Genomic DNA, 15,717 nt, shown 5'->3' on the forward strand with positions numbered 1-15,717 from the left:
CCATGAACTACATCCTCTTCGCCGTACCCTTCTTTTTCCTCCTGATTGCCATCGAGTTGCTCGCCGACCGCTGGCGTGGCATGCGCACCTACCGTCTGAGTGATGCGCTGAACAGCCTCAGCGCCGGTGTGCTGTCGACCACCAGCGGCCTGCTGACCAAGGGCCTGGCTGTGCTCACCTACGCCATCGCCTGGCAGCACCTGGCGCTTTTCGAGATGTCCACGCAGAACCTCTGGGTCTGGGTGTTCGCCTTCGTCTTCTACGACTTCTGCTACTACTGGAACCACCGCCTGGGCCACGAGCGCAACGTGCTCTGGGCCGCCCACTCGGTGCACCACCAGAGCGAGGACTACAACCTCTCCACCGCACTGCGGCAGACCAGTACCGGCTTCATCTTCGGCTGGATCTTCTACCTGCCCATGGCCATCGCCGGGGTGCCGCCGCTGGTGTTCCTCACGGTCGGTGCGCTGAACCTGCTCTACCAGTTCTGGGTGCACACCCGGCACATCCCCAAGCTGGGCTGGTTCGAGTGGATCTTCATCACCCCGTCCAACCACCGCGTGCACCACGCGCAGAACCCGGTCTACATGGATCGCAACTACGGCGGCGTGTTCATCGTCTGGGACCGCCTGTTCGGCACCTTCCAGGAGGAACTGGACGAGGAGCCGGTGGTATTCGGCGTGACCGTGCCGCTGGCCAGCTGGAACCCGCTGTGGGCCAACCTGCAGGTCTACGCGCACCTGTGGAGCGATGCCCGCCGTGCTGGCAGCCTGTGGGACAAGCTGCGCATCTGGTTCATGCGCACCGGTTGGCGTCCCGAGGACGTTGCTCAGCGCTACCCCATGGCCAAGCCGGACCTGGCGTCCTTCCGCAAGTTCGAGGTGCCGCTGACGCGCGGCCGGCAGTGGTACGCCGGGCTGCAGTTCGCCACCTATGTGGTGGTCGGTACCTGGTTGCTGGGCGTCGGGGAGCACTGGCGGGTGCTGCCGCTGGCGATCGGCTGGAGCTGGATGGCTTTCGGGCTCTACGCCATCGGCTGCTGGCTGGAGAACCGCCATTGGGCGCTGCGCCTGGAACTGCTGCGCTTGGCGCTGAACGTACCGGCAGTGGCGGCCATGGCGCTATGGGGAGGGATCGAGCTGCCACAGTGGGCGCCCTGGGCGCTGGCGGTCTATTCGCTGCTCAGCCTGATCGGTCTGCGGGGCCTGCGGCGCGCCGAGCGCCTGCCGCAGGCGGCCTGATCGGCCGAGGTGCTCAGTCGGTCTTGCTGGCCTTGAAGCGGCGACGCAGCCAGAACAGCAGGCCGATCACCACGAGTCCACCGAGCACCATGAGCTCGTACTTCTTGATATTGCCCAGGACCCCTTCCAGCACGCTGCCGAAGTAGAAGGCAGCGCTGCCCAGCACGGTGGCCCAGACGATGGCGCCGATGCCGTTGAGCAGCAGGTAGCGCGCCGGCGGGTAGCCGGACAGGCCGATGGCCACCGGCATCACGGTGCGCAGGCCGTAGACGAAGCGGAAGCTCAGCACCCACAGGTCGGGATGCTTGCGCACGTGCTCCAGGGCCCTGTCGCCCATCTTCTGCCAGCGCGGTTTGCGCGCAAGCAGCTTGCGACCGTGGCGACGGCCGAGGAAATACCAGAGCTGGTCCCCGGCGTAACTGCCGAAGAAAGCCACCGCGATGACGTACTCCAGCTGCATGTAGCCGCGGAATGCCAGGAAGCCGGCCAGGACCAGAATGGTCTCACCCTCGAAGAACGTGCCGAGAAACAGCGCGAAGTAGCCGAAATCCTGCAGGAATTGTTGGAGCATTATCGAGGCAACGCAGCGAAATGAACGCGAAGCCTAACTCGGTTGTCGTCCGCAGGGAAGGCACCCCAGTCCGCACAACTGACCTGGAACAAGCCTGTACCGGTGCAGAGCGGCGGCTTGCCGCTGCGGCAGGATGCCGCGACCAAGGGTCACTGTTACCGGTTGTTACCAATCGGTCATAATTCAGGGCTATAACTGTCAGACTGTGCCTGCTGTATCAGGCCCTGGAGTACGCCGTGAGCTTCATTCCCGCCGATCGTGCCTTCCCCTTCACTCGTCTGCGTCGCAACCGTCGTGACGAATTTTCCCGCCGTCTGGTGCGCGAAAACGTCCTGACCACCAACGACCTGATCCTTCCGGTGTTCGTCCTCGACGGCAAGAACCAGCGTGAAGCGGTACCCTCGATGCCGGGTGTGGAGCGCATGTCCATCGACCTGCTGCTAAAGGAAGCCGAAGAGCTGGTAGAGCTGGGCATCCCCGCGCTGGCGCTGTTCCCGGTGACTCCGCTGGAGAAGAAATCCCTCGATGGCGCCGAAGCCTTCAATCCCGACGGCATCGCGCAGCGCGCCACCCGCGCCTTGCGCGAGCGCTTCCCGGAGCTGGGCATCATCACCGACGTGGCGCTGGACCCGTTTACCAGCCACGGCCAGGACGGCATCCTCGACGAGGACGGCTACGTCCTGAACGACATTTCCGTTGATGTGCTGGTCAAGCAAGCGCTTTCCCACGCCGAAGCCGGCGCCCAGGTCGTGGCTCCCTCGGACATGATGGACGGCCGTATCGGCGCGATCCGCGAGGCCCTGGAATCCACCGGCCACATCAATACCCGCATCATGGCCTACTCGGCCAAGTACGCCAGCGCCTACTACGGCCCGTTCCGCGACGCTGTCGGCTCCGCCGCCAACCTGGGCAAGGGCAACAAGGCCACCTACCAGATGGACCCGGCCAACAGCGACGAAGCGCTGCACGAGATCTACGCTGACCTCGCCGAAGGTGCCGACATGATCATGGTCAAGCCGGGCATGCCGTATCTCGACATCGTTCGCCGGGCCAAGGACGAATTCCGTGCGCCGACCTTTGTCTACCAGGTCAGCGGCGAGTACGCGATGCACATGGCTGCGATCAACAACGGCTGGCTCAGCGAGGCGGTGATCCTCGAATCGCTGCTGGCCTTCAAACGCGCGGGCGCAGATGGCATCCTGACCTACTTCGCCAAGCGCGCAGCACAACAATTGAAAAGCGGGGGCTGACCCCGTCGATGAGACGAGCGATGAATACCGAAGGCATTAGCGAAACCGAAGTTATCGAAGCTGACACCACCGCTGAAATCACCGAAGTCGTCGTGGAGGAGGTCGTCGAGGCGACGCCGCCGCCCGTCGAGCCGGCAGTTCCAGCGATCAACGTGGATGACAGTGCCCTCTACATTCATCGCGAGCTCTCGCAGCTGCAGTTCAACATCCGCGTGCTGGAGCAGGCGCTGGACGAGTCCTACCCGCTGCTGGAACGCCTGAAGTTCCTGCTGATCTTCTCCAGCAACCTCGACGAGTTCTTCGAGATCCGCGTCGCCGGCCTGAAGAAGCAGATCACCTTCGCCCGCGAACAGGCCGGCGCCGACGGCCTGCTGCCGCACCAGGCGCTGGCGCGCATCAGCGAGCAGGTGCACGAGCAGGTCGGTCGCCAGTACAGCATCCTCAACGACATCCTGTTGCCGGAGCTGGCCAAGCACGACATCCGCTTCATCCGCCGCCGCTACTGGACGCCGAAGATCAAGGCCTGGGTCCGTCGCTTCTTCCGCGACGAGATCGCGCCCATCGTCACCCCGATCGGTCTCGACCCGACCCATCCGTTCCCGCTGCTGGTGAACAAGAGCCTGAACTTCATGGTCGAGCTCGAAGGCCTGGACGCCTTCGGCCGCGACTCCGGCCTTGCGATCATCCCGGCGCCGCGCTCGCTGCCGCGGATCATCCGCCTGCCCGAAGAAGTCGCCGGCCCTGGCGACAACTACGTATTCCTCTCGTCGATGATCCACGCCCACGCCGACGACCTGTTCCACGGCATGAAGGTGAAGGGCTGCTACCAGTTCCGCCTGACCCGTAACGCCGACCTCTCGGTGGATGCCGAGGACGTCGAGGACCTGGCCCGCGCACTGCGTGGCGAGCTGTTCTCGCGCCGCTACGGCGATGCGGTGCGTCTGGAGGTGGTGGATACCTGCCCGGTGCCGCTGTCCAACTACCTGCTCAAGCAGTTCGGCCTGTCCGAGACCGAGCTGTACCGCGTCAGCGGGCCGGTCAACCTGACCCGCCTGTTCAGTGTCACCGGTCTGGCCAGTCATCCGGAGCTGCAGTCCCCGCCGTTCACCCCGGCGATCCCCAAGCTGCTGCAGAAGAAGGAAAACCTGTTCAACGTGCTGGGCAAGCTCGACGTGCTGCTGATGCACCCGTTCGAGTCCTTCACCCCGGTGGTCGACCTGCTGCGCCAGGCCGCCAAGGACCCCAGTGTGCTGGCGATCAAGCAGACGCTGTACCGCTCCGGGGCCAACTCCGAGATCGTCGACGCACTGGTGGAAGCCGCGCGTAACGGCAAGGAAGTCACCGTGGTGATCGAGCTGCGGGCGCGCTTCGACGAAGAATCCAACCTGCAGCTGGCCAGCCGTCTGCAGCAGGCCGGTGCGGTGGTGATCTACGGCGTGGTCGGCTTCAAGACCCACGCCAAGATGATGCTCATCCTGCGTCGCGAGGACGGCGAGCTGCGCCGCTACGCGCACCTGGGCACCGGCAACTACCACGCCGGCAATGCCCGCCTGTACACCGACTACAGCCTGCTGACCGCCGACGTGGCGCTCTGCGAGGATCTGCACAAGCTGTTCAACCAGCTGATCGGCATGGGCAAGACCCTGCGCATGAAGAAGCTCCTGCACGCGCCCTTCACCTTGAAGAAGAACCTGCTGGAGATGATCAACCGCGAGGCCGCCCAGGCTGCCGAAGGCAAGCCGGCGCACATCATGGCCAAGGTCAACTCGCTGACCGACGCCAAGGTCATCCGCGCGTTGTACAAGGCCAGCCAGGCCGGCGTGAAGATCGACCTGGTGGTACGTGGCATGTGCTGCCTGCGTCCGGGCGTGCCGGGCGTGTCGCACAACATCCAGGTGCGTTCGATCATCGGCCGCTTCCTGGAGCACAGCCGGATCTACTACTTCCTCAACGGCGGCGAGGAGAAGCTCTATCTCTCCAGCGCCGACTGGATGGAGCGCAACCTCGACATGCGCGTGGAGACCTGCTTCCCGGTGGAAGGCAAGAAGCTCGTGCTGCGCGTGAAGAAGGAGCTGGAGTCCTACCTGAGCGACAACACCCAGGCCTGGGTGCTGCAGTCCGACGGCAGCTACGTGCGCCAGAGCCCCAGCGGCAACCAGAACGCCCGCAATGCCCAGGCGACCCTGCTGGAGCGCCTGTGCACGCCGGTGATCAGCGTTCGCTGATCTGCCGTCGCTGCATAAAGAAGCCCTGCCTTGGCAGGGCTTTTTCATGGGCGTGTTTTTGTTGGAGCGGGCATGTCCCGCTCCTGCAGGTCATGCCTGGAAATGCAAAGGCCCCGGCGCGCAAGCGCCGGGGCCTTCGTCTGTCGCGGGGGAGATCAGCTCACGCTGAGCGAATAGCCCACGCGCTTGAGCCATTCGGCTTCCTGCTCGAAGTCCGCCTGGGTCAGCGGGTTGGCGGCCAGCCAGCCGTCCGGGAAGCGCACGTCCAGCGACTTGCCGGAGGCCTTCAGGGCCACGGCCGGCATTTCCTGCGTGCCACGGATGTGGTGGAAGAGGATGGCGAAGCGCAGCACGATGCACAGGCGGATCAACTTGTCGCCCTCGTCGCCGAGCTCGTTGAACTTGTCCACCGGGATGTTGCGGCGGTGGCCGCGCACCAGCAGCGCCAGGGTCAGCTGGTCCAGGCGCGAGAAGCCGGCCAGGTCCGAGTGCTCCAGCAGGTAGGCGCCGTGCTTGTGGTAGTGGTAGTGGGCGATGTCCAGGCCCAGCTCGTGGACGCGCGCGGCCCACATCAGCAGCTCGCGGTGGCCCTCGTCGTTCAGGTCCCAGGCCTTGGCGACCTGGTCCAGGGATTCCAGCGCCTTGGCCTCGACGCGCGCAGCCTGTTCCGGATCGACGTGGTAGCGCTCCATGAGGGCGCCGATGGTGCGCTCGCGGACGTCCTCGTGGTGGTGGCGGCCCAGCAGGTCGTAGAGCACGCCTTCGCGCAGGGCGCCTTCGGAGTGGGTCATGCGGGTCAGTTCGAGGGCATCGAACAGCGCCTCGAGGATCGCCATGCCGGCCGGGAAGATCGGCCGGCGGTCCGGCTTGATGCCGTCGATGTCGAGCTTCTCGACCTCGCCCAGCTTGAACATCTTGCGCTTGAGCCACGCCAGGCCTTCGGGGTTGATCTCGCCGTTGCCGTGGCCGCCGGCCTGGATCGCCAGGCAGATCGCACGGATGGTGCCGGAGGCGCCGACGGCCTCGTCCCAACCCAGGCGGCGCAGGCTGTTCTCGATGCTCATCAGCTCCAGGCGGGCCGAGGTGTAGGCCTGGGCGTAGCGCGCCGGGGTGATCTTGCCGTCCTTGAAGTAGCGCTGGGTGAAGCTCACGCAGCCCATCTGCAGGCTCTCGCGCAGTTGCGATTCGAACTGCTGGCCGATGATGAACTCGGTGCTGCCGCCGCCGATGTCGACCACCAGGCGCTTGCCGGGGTTGTCCGGCAGGGTGTGGGACACGCCCAGATAGATCAGGCGCGCTTCTTCACGGCCGGAGATGACTTCCACCGGGTGGCCGAGGATCTGGTCGGCTTCGCGGATGAATTCGGCACGGTTGCGCGCTTCGCGCAGGGCGTTGGTGCCTACCACTCGAACCGAACCCGGCGGCATGCCATTGATGAACTGGGCGAACTGCTTCAGGCAGTCGTAGCCGCGCTGCATGGCTTCCGCGGTGAGCATGCGGTCCTCGCCGATGCCGGCGGCCAGCTGGACCTTCTCGCCCAGCCGCTCGAGGATGCGGATCTCGCCGTGATCGGCCTTCGCCAGGACCATGTGGAAACTGTTCGAGCCAAGGTCAATGGCCGCGATCATCGGAAAGGTCTTGGCAGGGGTATGGGGCATAGGGGCGGGTCCGGATAAATACGGGAGACATCCTGCCATTTTAGGCAGGTAGTGCCAATGAAGGGGTTGTCACCGATCAGAAGTCACCGCGGCAGCGATAGATACACTCAATCGGCTGCGCCTTTCGGTGTGGGCCGAGGCGGGATATGATGGCGGACACTTTTTCGCATCCGATTGACGGAGAGAATACATGAGCGGACATATCGTCAATGTTACCGATGCCAGCTTCGAGCAGGACGTACTGAAGTCCGATAGTCCCGTGCTGGTCGACTACTGGGCCGAATGGTGCGGCCCGTGCAAGATGATCGCCCCGGTACTCGACGAGATCGCCAAGGACTATCAGGGCAAGCTGAAAGTCTGCAAGCTGAACATCGACGAGAACCAGGACACCCCGCCGAAGTACGGCGTGCGTGGCATTCCGACCCTGATGCTGTTCAAGGGCGGCAACGTCGAAGCGACCAAGGTCGGCGCGCTGTCCAAGTCGCAGCTGGCTGCCTTCCTCGACAGCAACATCTAAGTCGAAGAAGCCCGAAAAACCCCGCCAATGCGCGGGGTTTTTTCGTTATTGCCCCTAGACGCTCCGAAACTCGGGTGTTAAATTCGGGCGCACAACGATTATTTCGTTGTCCCCTGCAAGCCGTCGCCGACGCACTTCCCATTCGAATTCCAAGCGATCCTGTCCGTCATCTACGGCGCGGCTCTTCAAGCATTACGCTTGTTCCCTTTTCCCCTTTCAGCGTATTTACGTCCCTTCTATGAATCTGACCGAACTCAAGCAAAAGCCGATTGCCGAATTGCTGGAAATGTCCGATGCCATGGGCCTGGAAAACATGGCCCGTTCGCGCAAACAGGACATCATCTTCGCGCTGCTGAAGAAGCATGCGAAAAGCGGTGAGGAAATCTCCGGTGACGGCGTGCTGGAGATTCTCCAGGATGGCTTCGGCTTCCTGCGCTCCGCCGATTCCTCGTACCTGGCCGGCCCCGACGACATCTACGTTTCGCCCAGCCAGATCCGTCGCTTCAACCTGCGTACGGGCGATACCATCATCGGCAAGATTCGGCCGCCGAAGGAAGGCGAGCGTTATTTCGCCCTGCTGAAAGTCGACTCGATCAACTTCGATCGTCCGGAGAACGCGAAGAACAAGATTCTCTTCGAGAACCTGACGCCGCTGTTCCCGACCAAGCGCCTGACCATGGAGGCCGGCAACGGCTCCACCGAGGACCTCACCGGCCGTGTGATCGACCTCTGCTCGCCGATCGGCAAGGGCCAGCGCGGCCTGATCGTCGCCCCGCCGAAAGCGGGCAAGACCATCATGCTGCAGAACATCGCCTCGAACATCACCCGCAACAACCCCGAGTGCCACCTGATCGTCCTGCTGATCGACGAGCGCCCGGAAGAAGTGACCGAGATGCAGCGCACCGTGCGCGGCGAAGTCGTCGCTTCCACCTTCGACGAACCGCCGACCCGCCACGTGCAGGTTGCCGAGATGGTGATCGAGAAGGCCAAGCGCCTGGTCGAGCACAAGAAGGACGTGATCATCCTGCTGGACTCCATCACCCGTCTGGCCCGTGCCTACAACACCGTGATCCCCAGCTCCGGCAAGGTGCTCACCGGTGGTGTCGACGCCCACGCCCTGGAAAAGCCCAAGCGCTTCTTCGGCGCCGCGCGCAACATCGAGGAAGGCGGTTCGCTGACCATCCTCGCTACCGCGCTGATCGAAACCGGCTCGAAGATGGACGAAGTGATCTACGAGGAATTCAAGGGTACCGGTAACTCGGAACTCATCCTCGACCGTCGCATCTCGGAAAAACGCGTGTTCCCGGCGATCAACATCAATCGCTCCGGCACCCGTCGCGAAGAACTGCTCACCGGTGAGGAAGAGCTGCAGCGCATGTGGATCCTGCGCAAGATCCTCCACCCGATGGACGAGATCGCCGCTGTGGAATTCCTCCTGGACAAGCTGCGCCAGACGAAGACCAACGATGAGTTCTTCGATTCGATGAAGCGCAGCAAGTAAGCGCCTCTCGAACCGCACAAGGCCGGGGAAACCCGGCCTTCGTGTTTCTGCAAGGCGCTGATAGGCGGTAGACTGTCGCATCATCCTGCCGCCATCGAGACCCTCATGCAGTATCGCGACCTGCGCGAGTTCATCGCTGCCCTGGAGCAGCGCGGACAGCTCAAGCGCATCCAGGCGCCGGTATCCCCGGTGCTGGAAATGACCGAGGTGTGCGACCGCACCCTGCGCGCCAAGGGCCCGGCCCTGCTGTTCGAAAAGCCCACCGGCTATGACATCCCCGTACTCGGTAACCTGTTCGGCACGCCCGAGCGCGTGGCGCTGGGCATGGGCGCCGAGGACGTCTCCGAACTGCGCGAGATCGGCAAGCTGCTGGCCTTCCTCAAGGAGCCCGAGCCGCCCAAGGGGCTGAAGGACGCCTGGTCCAAGCTGCCGATCTTCAAGAAGGTCATCAACATGGCGCCCAAGGTCCTGCGGGACGCGCCGTGCCAGGAAGTGATCGAGGAGGGCGACGACGTCGACCTGTCGAAGTTGCCGGTGCAGACCTGCTGGCCTGGTGACGTCGCGCCGCTGATCACCTGGGGCCTGACGGTCACCCGTGGGCCGAACAAGGAGCGGCAGAACCTGGGCATCTACCGTCAGCAGGTGATCGGCCGCAACAAGGTCATCATGCGCTGGCTCAGCCACCGCGGCGGTGCGCTGGACTTCCGCGAGTGGTGCCAGAAGCACCCCGGCCAACCTTATCCGGTGGCTGTGGCCCTCGGCGCGGACCCGGCGACCATCCTCGGCGCCGTGACCCCGGTGCCGGACAACCTCTCCGAATATGCCTTCGCCGGCCTGCTGCGCGGCCACAAGACCGAGCTGGTCAAGTGCATCGGCAACGACCTGCAGGTGCCGGCTAGCGCCGAGATCGTCCTCGAAGGGGTGATCCATCCCGGCGAGATGGCCGATGAAGGCCCGTACGGCGACCACACCGGCTACTACAACGAGGTGGACCGCTTCCCGGTGTTCACCGTCGAGCGCATCACCCGCCGGCAGAAACCGATCTACCACAGCACCTACACCGGCCGCCCGCCGGATGAGCCGGCGATCCTCGGCGTGGCGCTGAACGAAGTCTTCGTGCCGATCCTGCAGAAGCAGTTCCCCGAGATCACCGACTTCTACCTGCCGCCCGAGGGCTGCTCGTACCGCATGGCGGTGGTGACCATGAAGAAGCAGTACCCCGGCCACGCCAAGCGCGTGATGCTCGGTGTCTGGTCGTTCCTGCGACAGTTCATGTACACCAAGTTCGTTATCGTCACCGACGACGACATCAATGCCCGCGACTGGAACGACGTGATCTGGGCCATCACCACGCGCATGGACCCCAAGCGCGACACGGTGATGATCGACAACACCCCGATCGACTACCTGGACTTCGCCTCGCCGATCTCCGGCCTGGGCTCGAAAATGGGCCTGGACGCCACCCACAAGTGGCCGGGCGAGACCAGCCGTGAATGGGGCCGGGTGATCGAGAAGGACCCGGCGGTGACCCGTCGCGTCGACGAAATCTGGGCGAGCCTGGGCATCGACTGATGCGCGGGTAACCTTGTAGGAGCGGGCCATGCCCGCGACCTGACGCCGAGATTGGCCAAGGTTCGCGGGCATGGCCCGCTCCTACAGAATCAGAAGAACGAGAACAGCGCTTGAAAGTGACCTTGCAACCCTCCGGCGCCCAGCTTGAGCTGCGGCCCGGGGAACGTATCCTCGACGGTGCGCGGCGCCTGGGCTACGAGTGCCCGCAGAGCTGCCGCAACGGCAACTGCCATATCTGCGCGGCGCTGCTGGTGGAAGGCCGCGTGCGCCAGGACGGCGAGGTGCGCGACCACGGCGAGCTCTTCACCTGCCTGGCCGAGCCGCTGGAAGACTGCGTGCTGCACTGGGACGGTGTGCTGGCCCCCGGCGAGCTGCCGGTGCGCAGGCTGTCCTGCCAGCTGAGCCTCTGCGAGCCGGTGGGCGGCGACGTCTGGCGCGTGCGCCTGCGTGCCCCGGCCGGCAAGCCGCCGCGCTACCACGCCGGGCAGTACGTGCTGCTCGAGCGCGAAGGCAGCGACCCGGCGGCCTTCTCCCTGGCCTCCGCGCCGCAGGAAGGGCGTGACCTGGAGCTGCACATCCTGGCCCGCGAGAACAGCGCCATCGACCTGCTGACCCAGTTGCAGCGCGACCGCTTTGCCCGCGTGCAGATGCCCTTCGGCGACGCGCACCTGGCCGATCTGCCGGACGGCCCGCTGGTGCTGATCGCCGCCGGCACCGGCATGGCGCAGATGCACAGCCTGATCGAATTCTGCCGCGCCACCGGCTTCGCCCACCCGGTACACCTGTACTGGGGCGTGCGGCGCCCGGAGGATTTCTACGAGCTGCCGCACTGGGAGCAGTGGGCAAGCGTGCCCAACCTGCATCTGCACAAGATCGTCAGCGACCTGTGCGGCTGGCAGGGGCGCTGCGGTCTGCTGCATGAAGCGGTGTGCGAGGATTTCGCCGAGCTGTCCGGCCTGCGCGTCTACGCCAGCGGCTCGCCGGCGATGGTCTACGGCACGCTGGACGCGCTGGTGGCGGCGGGCATGGACCCGCATCAAATGCGCGCCGACGTCTTCGCCTACGCCCCACGAGGCTGATTCAACTGTCTAGCGTCGTTGGAGCGCCTCGCCGTGCCAGTCGCACTGTCTTCGGCACTCCGCCTAGCTATTCAGTCGACTCAGTCTCGTGGGTGGCATGTGGTGAGAACTCCTCCTGCAAAGCCGCGCGAATCCAGTCCTCGAACCAGGCCACGTCGGCGCTCACCGCGCCGGTGGGCAGCAGCAGTTGGTAGCTCTCCAGCGGCACCTCCTCGGGTAGCGGTCGCACCAGCGTGCCGGTGGCCAACTGGTGCTTCACCAGCACCAGGTTGGCCAGGGCGATGCCGTGGCCGGCCTCGGCCATGGACAGCGCGTGGTCGTTGCTGACGTAGAGCACGTCGGAGTTCACCCGCAAGTCCAGCCCGATGGTGGACAGCCAGAGGTTCCACCATTCGCCGTCGTCAACGTGGATCAGCTTGTGCTGCGCCAGTTCGTGCACGCTGCTCAGCGGGCCGTGCTCTTCGAGGTAGGAGGGCGAGCACACCGGGAAAACCGCCGGTCGCACCAGGGTACTGTGGCACTGCGGATAGACGCCGGGAAGCCCGTAGACAATCCCCAGATCGGCGCTTTTTCCGTCCACTTCGGTGAAAGTCGGGTTGGGCTCCACCGCCACTTTCAGGCCTGGGCGCTGCTGGCGCAGGGTTTCCAGGCGCGGCATCAGCCAGCGCTTGGCGAAGGCCGGCACCACCAGGATCTTCAGCCACCGTGCGGTGCCGCCGGGGGCCAGTTCATGGCCGGCGTCGGCGATCTGCTGCAGGGCTGTGGATATCTTCGCGTAGTAGCGCTGCCCGGCCGGCGTCAGGCTCACCCCGCGCGGGGTGCGCTCGAACAGCTGCACGCCCAGCCAGTCCTCCAGCAGCTTCACGTGACGGCCGATGGCCGGCTGCGTCACATGCAGGTCTTTCGAGGCGGCGACATAGCTGCCCAGCCGGGCGGCGGCCTCGAAGGCGCGGACGGCATTGAGCGGCGGAAGACGCTGGATGGACATGGGCTTGGCCTCAGGGGTGTCAGTTTTTCTGTTGTTAAATTATTTAATATCGAATGTAAGAAAATTGAGCTTTTCGCTCAACCACCTTTCTTCGAATATCCGCTCCAGCAGCATCACCACAATATCGAGCCGAACCCACGGCCAGCGCTGCATCCAGCGACTACTCCAGCCCTGCCAGAACAACTACAAGATCCCCCGGCTGCCAGCGTGCGGCAAACGGGAAGGATGCGGAGGTTTCACCATGAATGCCCTGCACAGCCTGCAGACGGCGGCGGTTTCCATCCGCTCCGTGCGCAAGGTCTACGGCGACCCGGCCAGCGGTCCCGTCGCGCTCAAATGCGTCGACCTGGACATCCGCGACAATGAGTTCTTCACCCTGCTCGGCCCCTCGGGCTGCGGCAAGACCACCCTGCTGCGGATGATCGCCGGCTTCGAATTCCCCACCTCCGGGGAAATCCAGCTCTACGGCGAGAACATCGCCGACCGGCCGCCCTTCGAGCGCCCGGTGAACACCGTGTTCCAGCACTACGCGCTGTTCCCGCACATGACCATCGCCGAGAACCTGGCCTTCGGCCTGGAATCCCACCCGATGGGCCAGCGCATGAGCAAGGCGCAGGTCGCCGAGCGCGTCCGCGAGATGCTTGCCCTGGTGCAGATGGAACGCTTCGCCCAGCGCAAACCGACCCAGCTCTCCGGCGGTCAGCAACAGCGCGTCGCCCTGGCCCGCGCTCTGGCGCCGCATCCGAAAGTGCTGCTGCTCGACGAGCCGCTGTCCGCACTCGACCTCAAGCTGCGCCAGGCCATGCGCGAAGAGCTCAAGGCGATCCAGGCCAAGACCGGTATCACCTTCATCTTCGTCACCCACGACCAGGAAGAAGCCCTGACCATGTCCGACCGCATCGCCGTGCTCTCCGAGGGCGAGGTGCAGCAGGTCGGCCGCCCGGACGACATCTACGAAAACCCGCGCAACCGCTTCGTCGCCGACTTCATCGGCGAGACCAACTTCCTCCCGGCGCGGGTCGAGAACTTCACCGGCGACTGCGCGCAGTACCGGATCCCCGGCGACCAACTGATCGAGGCCCAGGCTCGCGAAGGCCTCAAGGTCGGCGCCGAGGTCACCCTGTCGATCCGCCCCGAGCGCCTGCAGCTGGTGGCCGAGGACACCCCGTCCGCCACACCCTGCACCGTCGTCCAGCAGATCTACCTGGGCACTGACCTGCAGTACCAGGTCAGCCTTGCCGACGGCACCCGCCTGACAGTCCGTGCGCCCAACAGCGCCGGGCAACGCGGGCGCCTGGCCGCCGGGCAACGCGCCAGGCTGCTCTTTGAAAAAGGCAGCGCCAGCGTCCTGGTCGACTGAGCGGAGGTGAACATGAACCGGTTATCCACAACCGCCGGCAATTCGCTGGAGCGGCGCCAGGCGCTGCGCAGCTTCCTCGGCGTGTCGCCCGCACTGGTCTCCATCGGGCTGTTCCTGATCGTGCCGATCTTCATCGTGGTCGGTTACTCGCTGATGCAGGCCAACCCCTATGGCGGAGTGAACCCGCACTTCAGCATCGACGCCTATGTCTCGCTGCTGTTCGAGCGCCAGCTCGACGACAGCCTGGCCTTCGCCGACTCCTATGTGATGATCGCCCTGCGCTCCATCGGCATCGCCGCGGCGACCACCGTCATCACCCTGCTGGTGGGCTTCCCGGTGGCGGTGTGGCTGGCCATGCAGCCGGCGCACCGTCGCGGCCTGCTGATCTTCCTGATCACCGTGCCGTTCTGGGCCAATCTGCTGATCCGCACCTACGCCTGGATCCTGCTGCTGCGTGGCACCGGCGTGGTCAACGGCACACTGATGAGCTTAGGGCTGATCCACCAGCCGCTGAACCTGCTCTACACCGACGGCGCCGTGCTGCTGGGCCTGGTCTACACCTACGCGCCCTTCGTCGTGCTGCCGATCTACGCCACCCTCGAGAAGATGGACATGCGCCTGCTCGAAGCGGCCCAGGACCTCTATGCCGGACGCATCCGTACCCTGCGCAAGGTGGTCCTGCCCATTGCCCGTCCGGGCATCCTGGCCGGCGCCATCCTCACCTTCGTGCCGTGCCTGGGCGCGATGATCGCCCCCGAACTGCTCGGCGGCGGCACCAAGATGATGCTCGGCAACCTGATCTTCCGGCAGTTCAGCGACTCGCGGAACTGGCCCTTCGGCGCGGCGCTGTCGCTGGTGCTGATGGGAGCCGTGATGCTGGTGCTGATGTTCTACGCGATGCGCGCCGAGCGCCTGCGCATCGCCCGGGGAGGTGAATGATGCTCTCGCTGCTGACCAAACGCCGTCTGGGTGTGCAGGATTTTCGTGGCTTCGGCGCGCTGAGCTTCCTGTTCTACCTGTACCTCTACGCGCCCATCGTGGTGCTGGTGGTGCTCTCGTTCAACGCCAACCAGTCCGCCACCGTGTGGACCGGCTTCAGCCTCGACTGGTACCGCAGCGCCTTCGCCAACCAGGCGCTGCGCCAGGCCGCCGGCAACAGCCTGCTGATCGCCGTGTGCGCCAGCGTGATTGCCACGGTGATCGCCACCCTGGCCGCGCTGGGCACCTCGCGCGGGGCCAAGTTCAAGGGCCTGCGGCTGTCCATGGGGGCGATCATGCTGCCGCTGGTGCTGCCCGAGATCGTCGTCGGCGTCGCCACCCTGGCGCTGTTCTCCACCCTCGGCCTGTCGCTGGGCTACGGCAACCTGATCATCGCCCACACGGTGTTCTGCATCCCGTTCGCCTACCTGCCGATCCGTGCCCGTCTCAACGACATGGACCTGTCCCTGGAGCAGGCCGCCGCCGACCTCTACGCCGGCCCCTGGCGGACCTTCCGCAAGGTGACCCTGCCGCTGCTGATGCCGGGGATCTTCTCCGGGCTGATGCTGGCCTTCATCGTCTCGCTGGATAACTTCGTGATCTCGATGATGGTCTCCCAGGCCGGCACCACTACCTTGCCGATCTTCATCTTCGGCCTGCTGCGCATGGGCGTGACGCCTGATGTGAATGCGGTGTCGACCCTGATCCTCGGCGTGTCCGTGCTGTTCGTAACCCTGTCCTACCTGCTCGGCAAGAAGAAGGCCTGAGCCCACATAC

At 64.9% G+C, this 15,717-nt stretch carries 13 protein-coding genes; 10 read left to right on the top strand and 3 right to left on the bottom strand.

Annotation, left to right across the window (positions count from 1 at the left end; all coding sequences use genetic code 11):
- Window positions 1-2 precede the first annotated feature (2 nt).
- Window positions 3-1,241: a sterol desaturase family protein gene (locus IB275_RS01525; protein ID WP_192293933.1), complete on the top strand. Its 1,239-nt coding sequence runs from the start codon at window positions 3-5 to the stop codon at window positions 1,239-1,241.
- Between the two features lie 13 nt (window positions 1,242-1,254).
- Here IB275_RS01525 and IB275_RS01530 read toward each other — a convergent pair whose 3' ends face one another.
- The gene (locus IB275_RS01530) at window positions 1,255-1,815 is read right to left on the bottom strand and encodes a DedA family protein (RefSeq protein WP_192294683.1); all 561 of its coding nucleotides are present in this window, start codon (window positions 1,813-1,815) and stop codon (window positions 1,255-1,257) included.
- 233 nt (window positions 1,816-2,048) lie between these two features.
- Between IB275_RS01530 and hemB the strand changes: the two genes are divergently transcribed.
- The gene (gene hemB, locus IB275_RS01535) at window positions 2,049-3,062 is read left to right on the top strand and encodes a porphobilinogen synthase (protein WP_017521366.1); all 1,014 of its coding nucleotides are present in this window, start codon (window positions 2,049-2,051) and stop codon (window positions 3,060-3,062) included.
- 20 nt (window positions 3,063-3,082) lie between these two features.
- Entirely contained in the window at window positions 3,083-5,287 is a 2,205-nt protein-coding gene (gene ppk1, locus IB275_RS01540) for a polyphosphate kinase 1 (protein WP_192293931.1), read from the top strand.
- A 155-nt stretch (window positions 5,288-5,442) separates the two neighbouring features.
- On the opposite strand, the gene ppx is transcribed toward ppk1, so the two are convergent.
- Window positions 5,443-6,945: an exopolyphosphatase gene (gene ppx, locus IB275_RS01545; protein ID WP_192293929.1), complete on the bottom strand. Its 1,503-nt coding sequence runs from the start codon at window positions 6,943-6,945 to the stop codon at window positions 5,443-5,445.
- A gap of 190 nt (window positions 6,946-7,135) precedes the next feature.
- Between ppx and trxA the strand changes: the two genes are divergently transcribed.
- From trxA to IB275_RS01565, 4 genes are all read left to right on the top strand, one after another.
- Window positions 7,136-7,462 carry a thioredoxin TrxA gene (gene trxA / locus IB275_RS01550; RefSeq protein ID WP_192293927.1) on the top strand — a complete coding sequence of 109 codons (327 nt, stop codon included), beginning with the start codon at window positions 7,136-7,138 and terminating at the stop codon, window positions 7,460-7,462.
- A 238-nt stretch (window positions 7,463-7,700) separates the two neighbouring features.
- Window positions 7,701-8,963, top strand: a complete 1,263-nt coding sequence (gene rho / locus IB275_RS01555; RefSeq protein ID WP_015475046.1) for a transcription termination factor Rho — start codon at window positions 7,701-7,703, stop codon at window positions 8,961-8,963.
- 105 nt (window positions 8,964-9,068) lie between these two features.
- Entirely contained in the window at window positions 9,069-10,535 is a 1,467-nt protein-coding gene (gene ubiD, locus IB275_RS01560) for a 4-hydroxy-3-polyprenylbenzoate decarboxylase (RefSeq protein ID WP_081519511.1), read from the top strand.
- 110 nt (window positions 10,536-10,645) lie between these two features.
- The gene (locus IB275_RS01565; protein WP_192293925.1) at window positions 10,646-11,614 is read left to right on the top strand and encodes a CDP-6-deoxy-delta-3,4-glucoseen reductase; all 969 of its coding nucleotides are present in this window, start codon (window positions 10,646-10,648) and stop codon (window positions 11,612-11,614) included.
- A gap of 67 nt (window positions 11,615-11,681) precedes the next feature.
- On the opposite strand, the gene IB275_RS01570 is transcribed toward IB275_RS01565, so the two are convergent.
- Window positions 11,682-12,602 carry a LysR substrate-binding domain-containing protein gene (locus tag IB275_RS01570; RefSeq protein WP_192293923.1) on the bottom strand — a complete coding sequence of 307 codons (921 nt, stop codon included), beginning with the start codon at window positions 12,600-12,602 and terminating at the stop codon, window positions 11,682-11,684.
- Between the two features lie 241 nt (window positions 12,603-12,843).
- Between IB275_RS01570 and IB275_RS01575 the strand changes: the two genes are divergently transcribed.
- From IB275_RS01575 to IB275_RS01585, 3 genes are read left to right on the top strand one after another with little or no spacing between them, the layout of a single operon-like run.
- On the top strand, window positions 12,844-13,962 hold the full coding sequence (locus IB275_RS01575) for an ABC transporter ATP-binding protein (RefSeq protein ID WP_192293921.1): 1,119 nt from the start codon (window positions 12,844-12,846) through the stop codon (window positions 13,960-13,962).
- Between the two features lie 12 nt (window positions 13,963-13,974).
- The gene (locus tag IB275_RS01580) at window positions 13,975-14,901 is read left to right on the top strand and encodes an ABC transporter permease (RefSeq protein WP_192293919.1); all 927 of its coding nucleotides are present in this window, start codon (window positions 13,975-13,977) and stop codon (window positions 14,899-14,901) included.
- The gene (locus tag IB275_RS01585; protein WP_174824627.1) at window positions 14,901-15,707 is read left to right on the top strand and encodes an ABC transporter permease; all 807 of its coding nucleotides are present in this window, start codon (window positions 14,901-14,903) and stop codon (window positions 15,705-15,707) included. Before IB275_RS01580 ends, IB275_RS01585 begins: the two co-directional genes overlap by 1 nt.
- Window positions 15,708-15,717 lie beyond the last annotated feature (10 nt).

The organism is Pseudomonas sp. PDM21 (assembly GCF_014852505.2).
In the GTDB taxonomy this organism is placed as follows: Bacteria; Pseudomonadota; Gammaproteobacteria; order Pseudomonadales; family Pseudomonadaceae; genus Pseudomonas.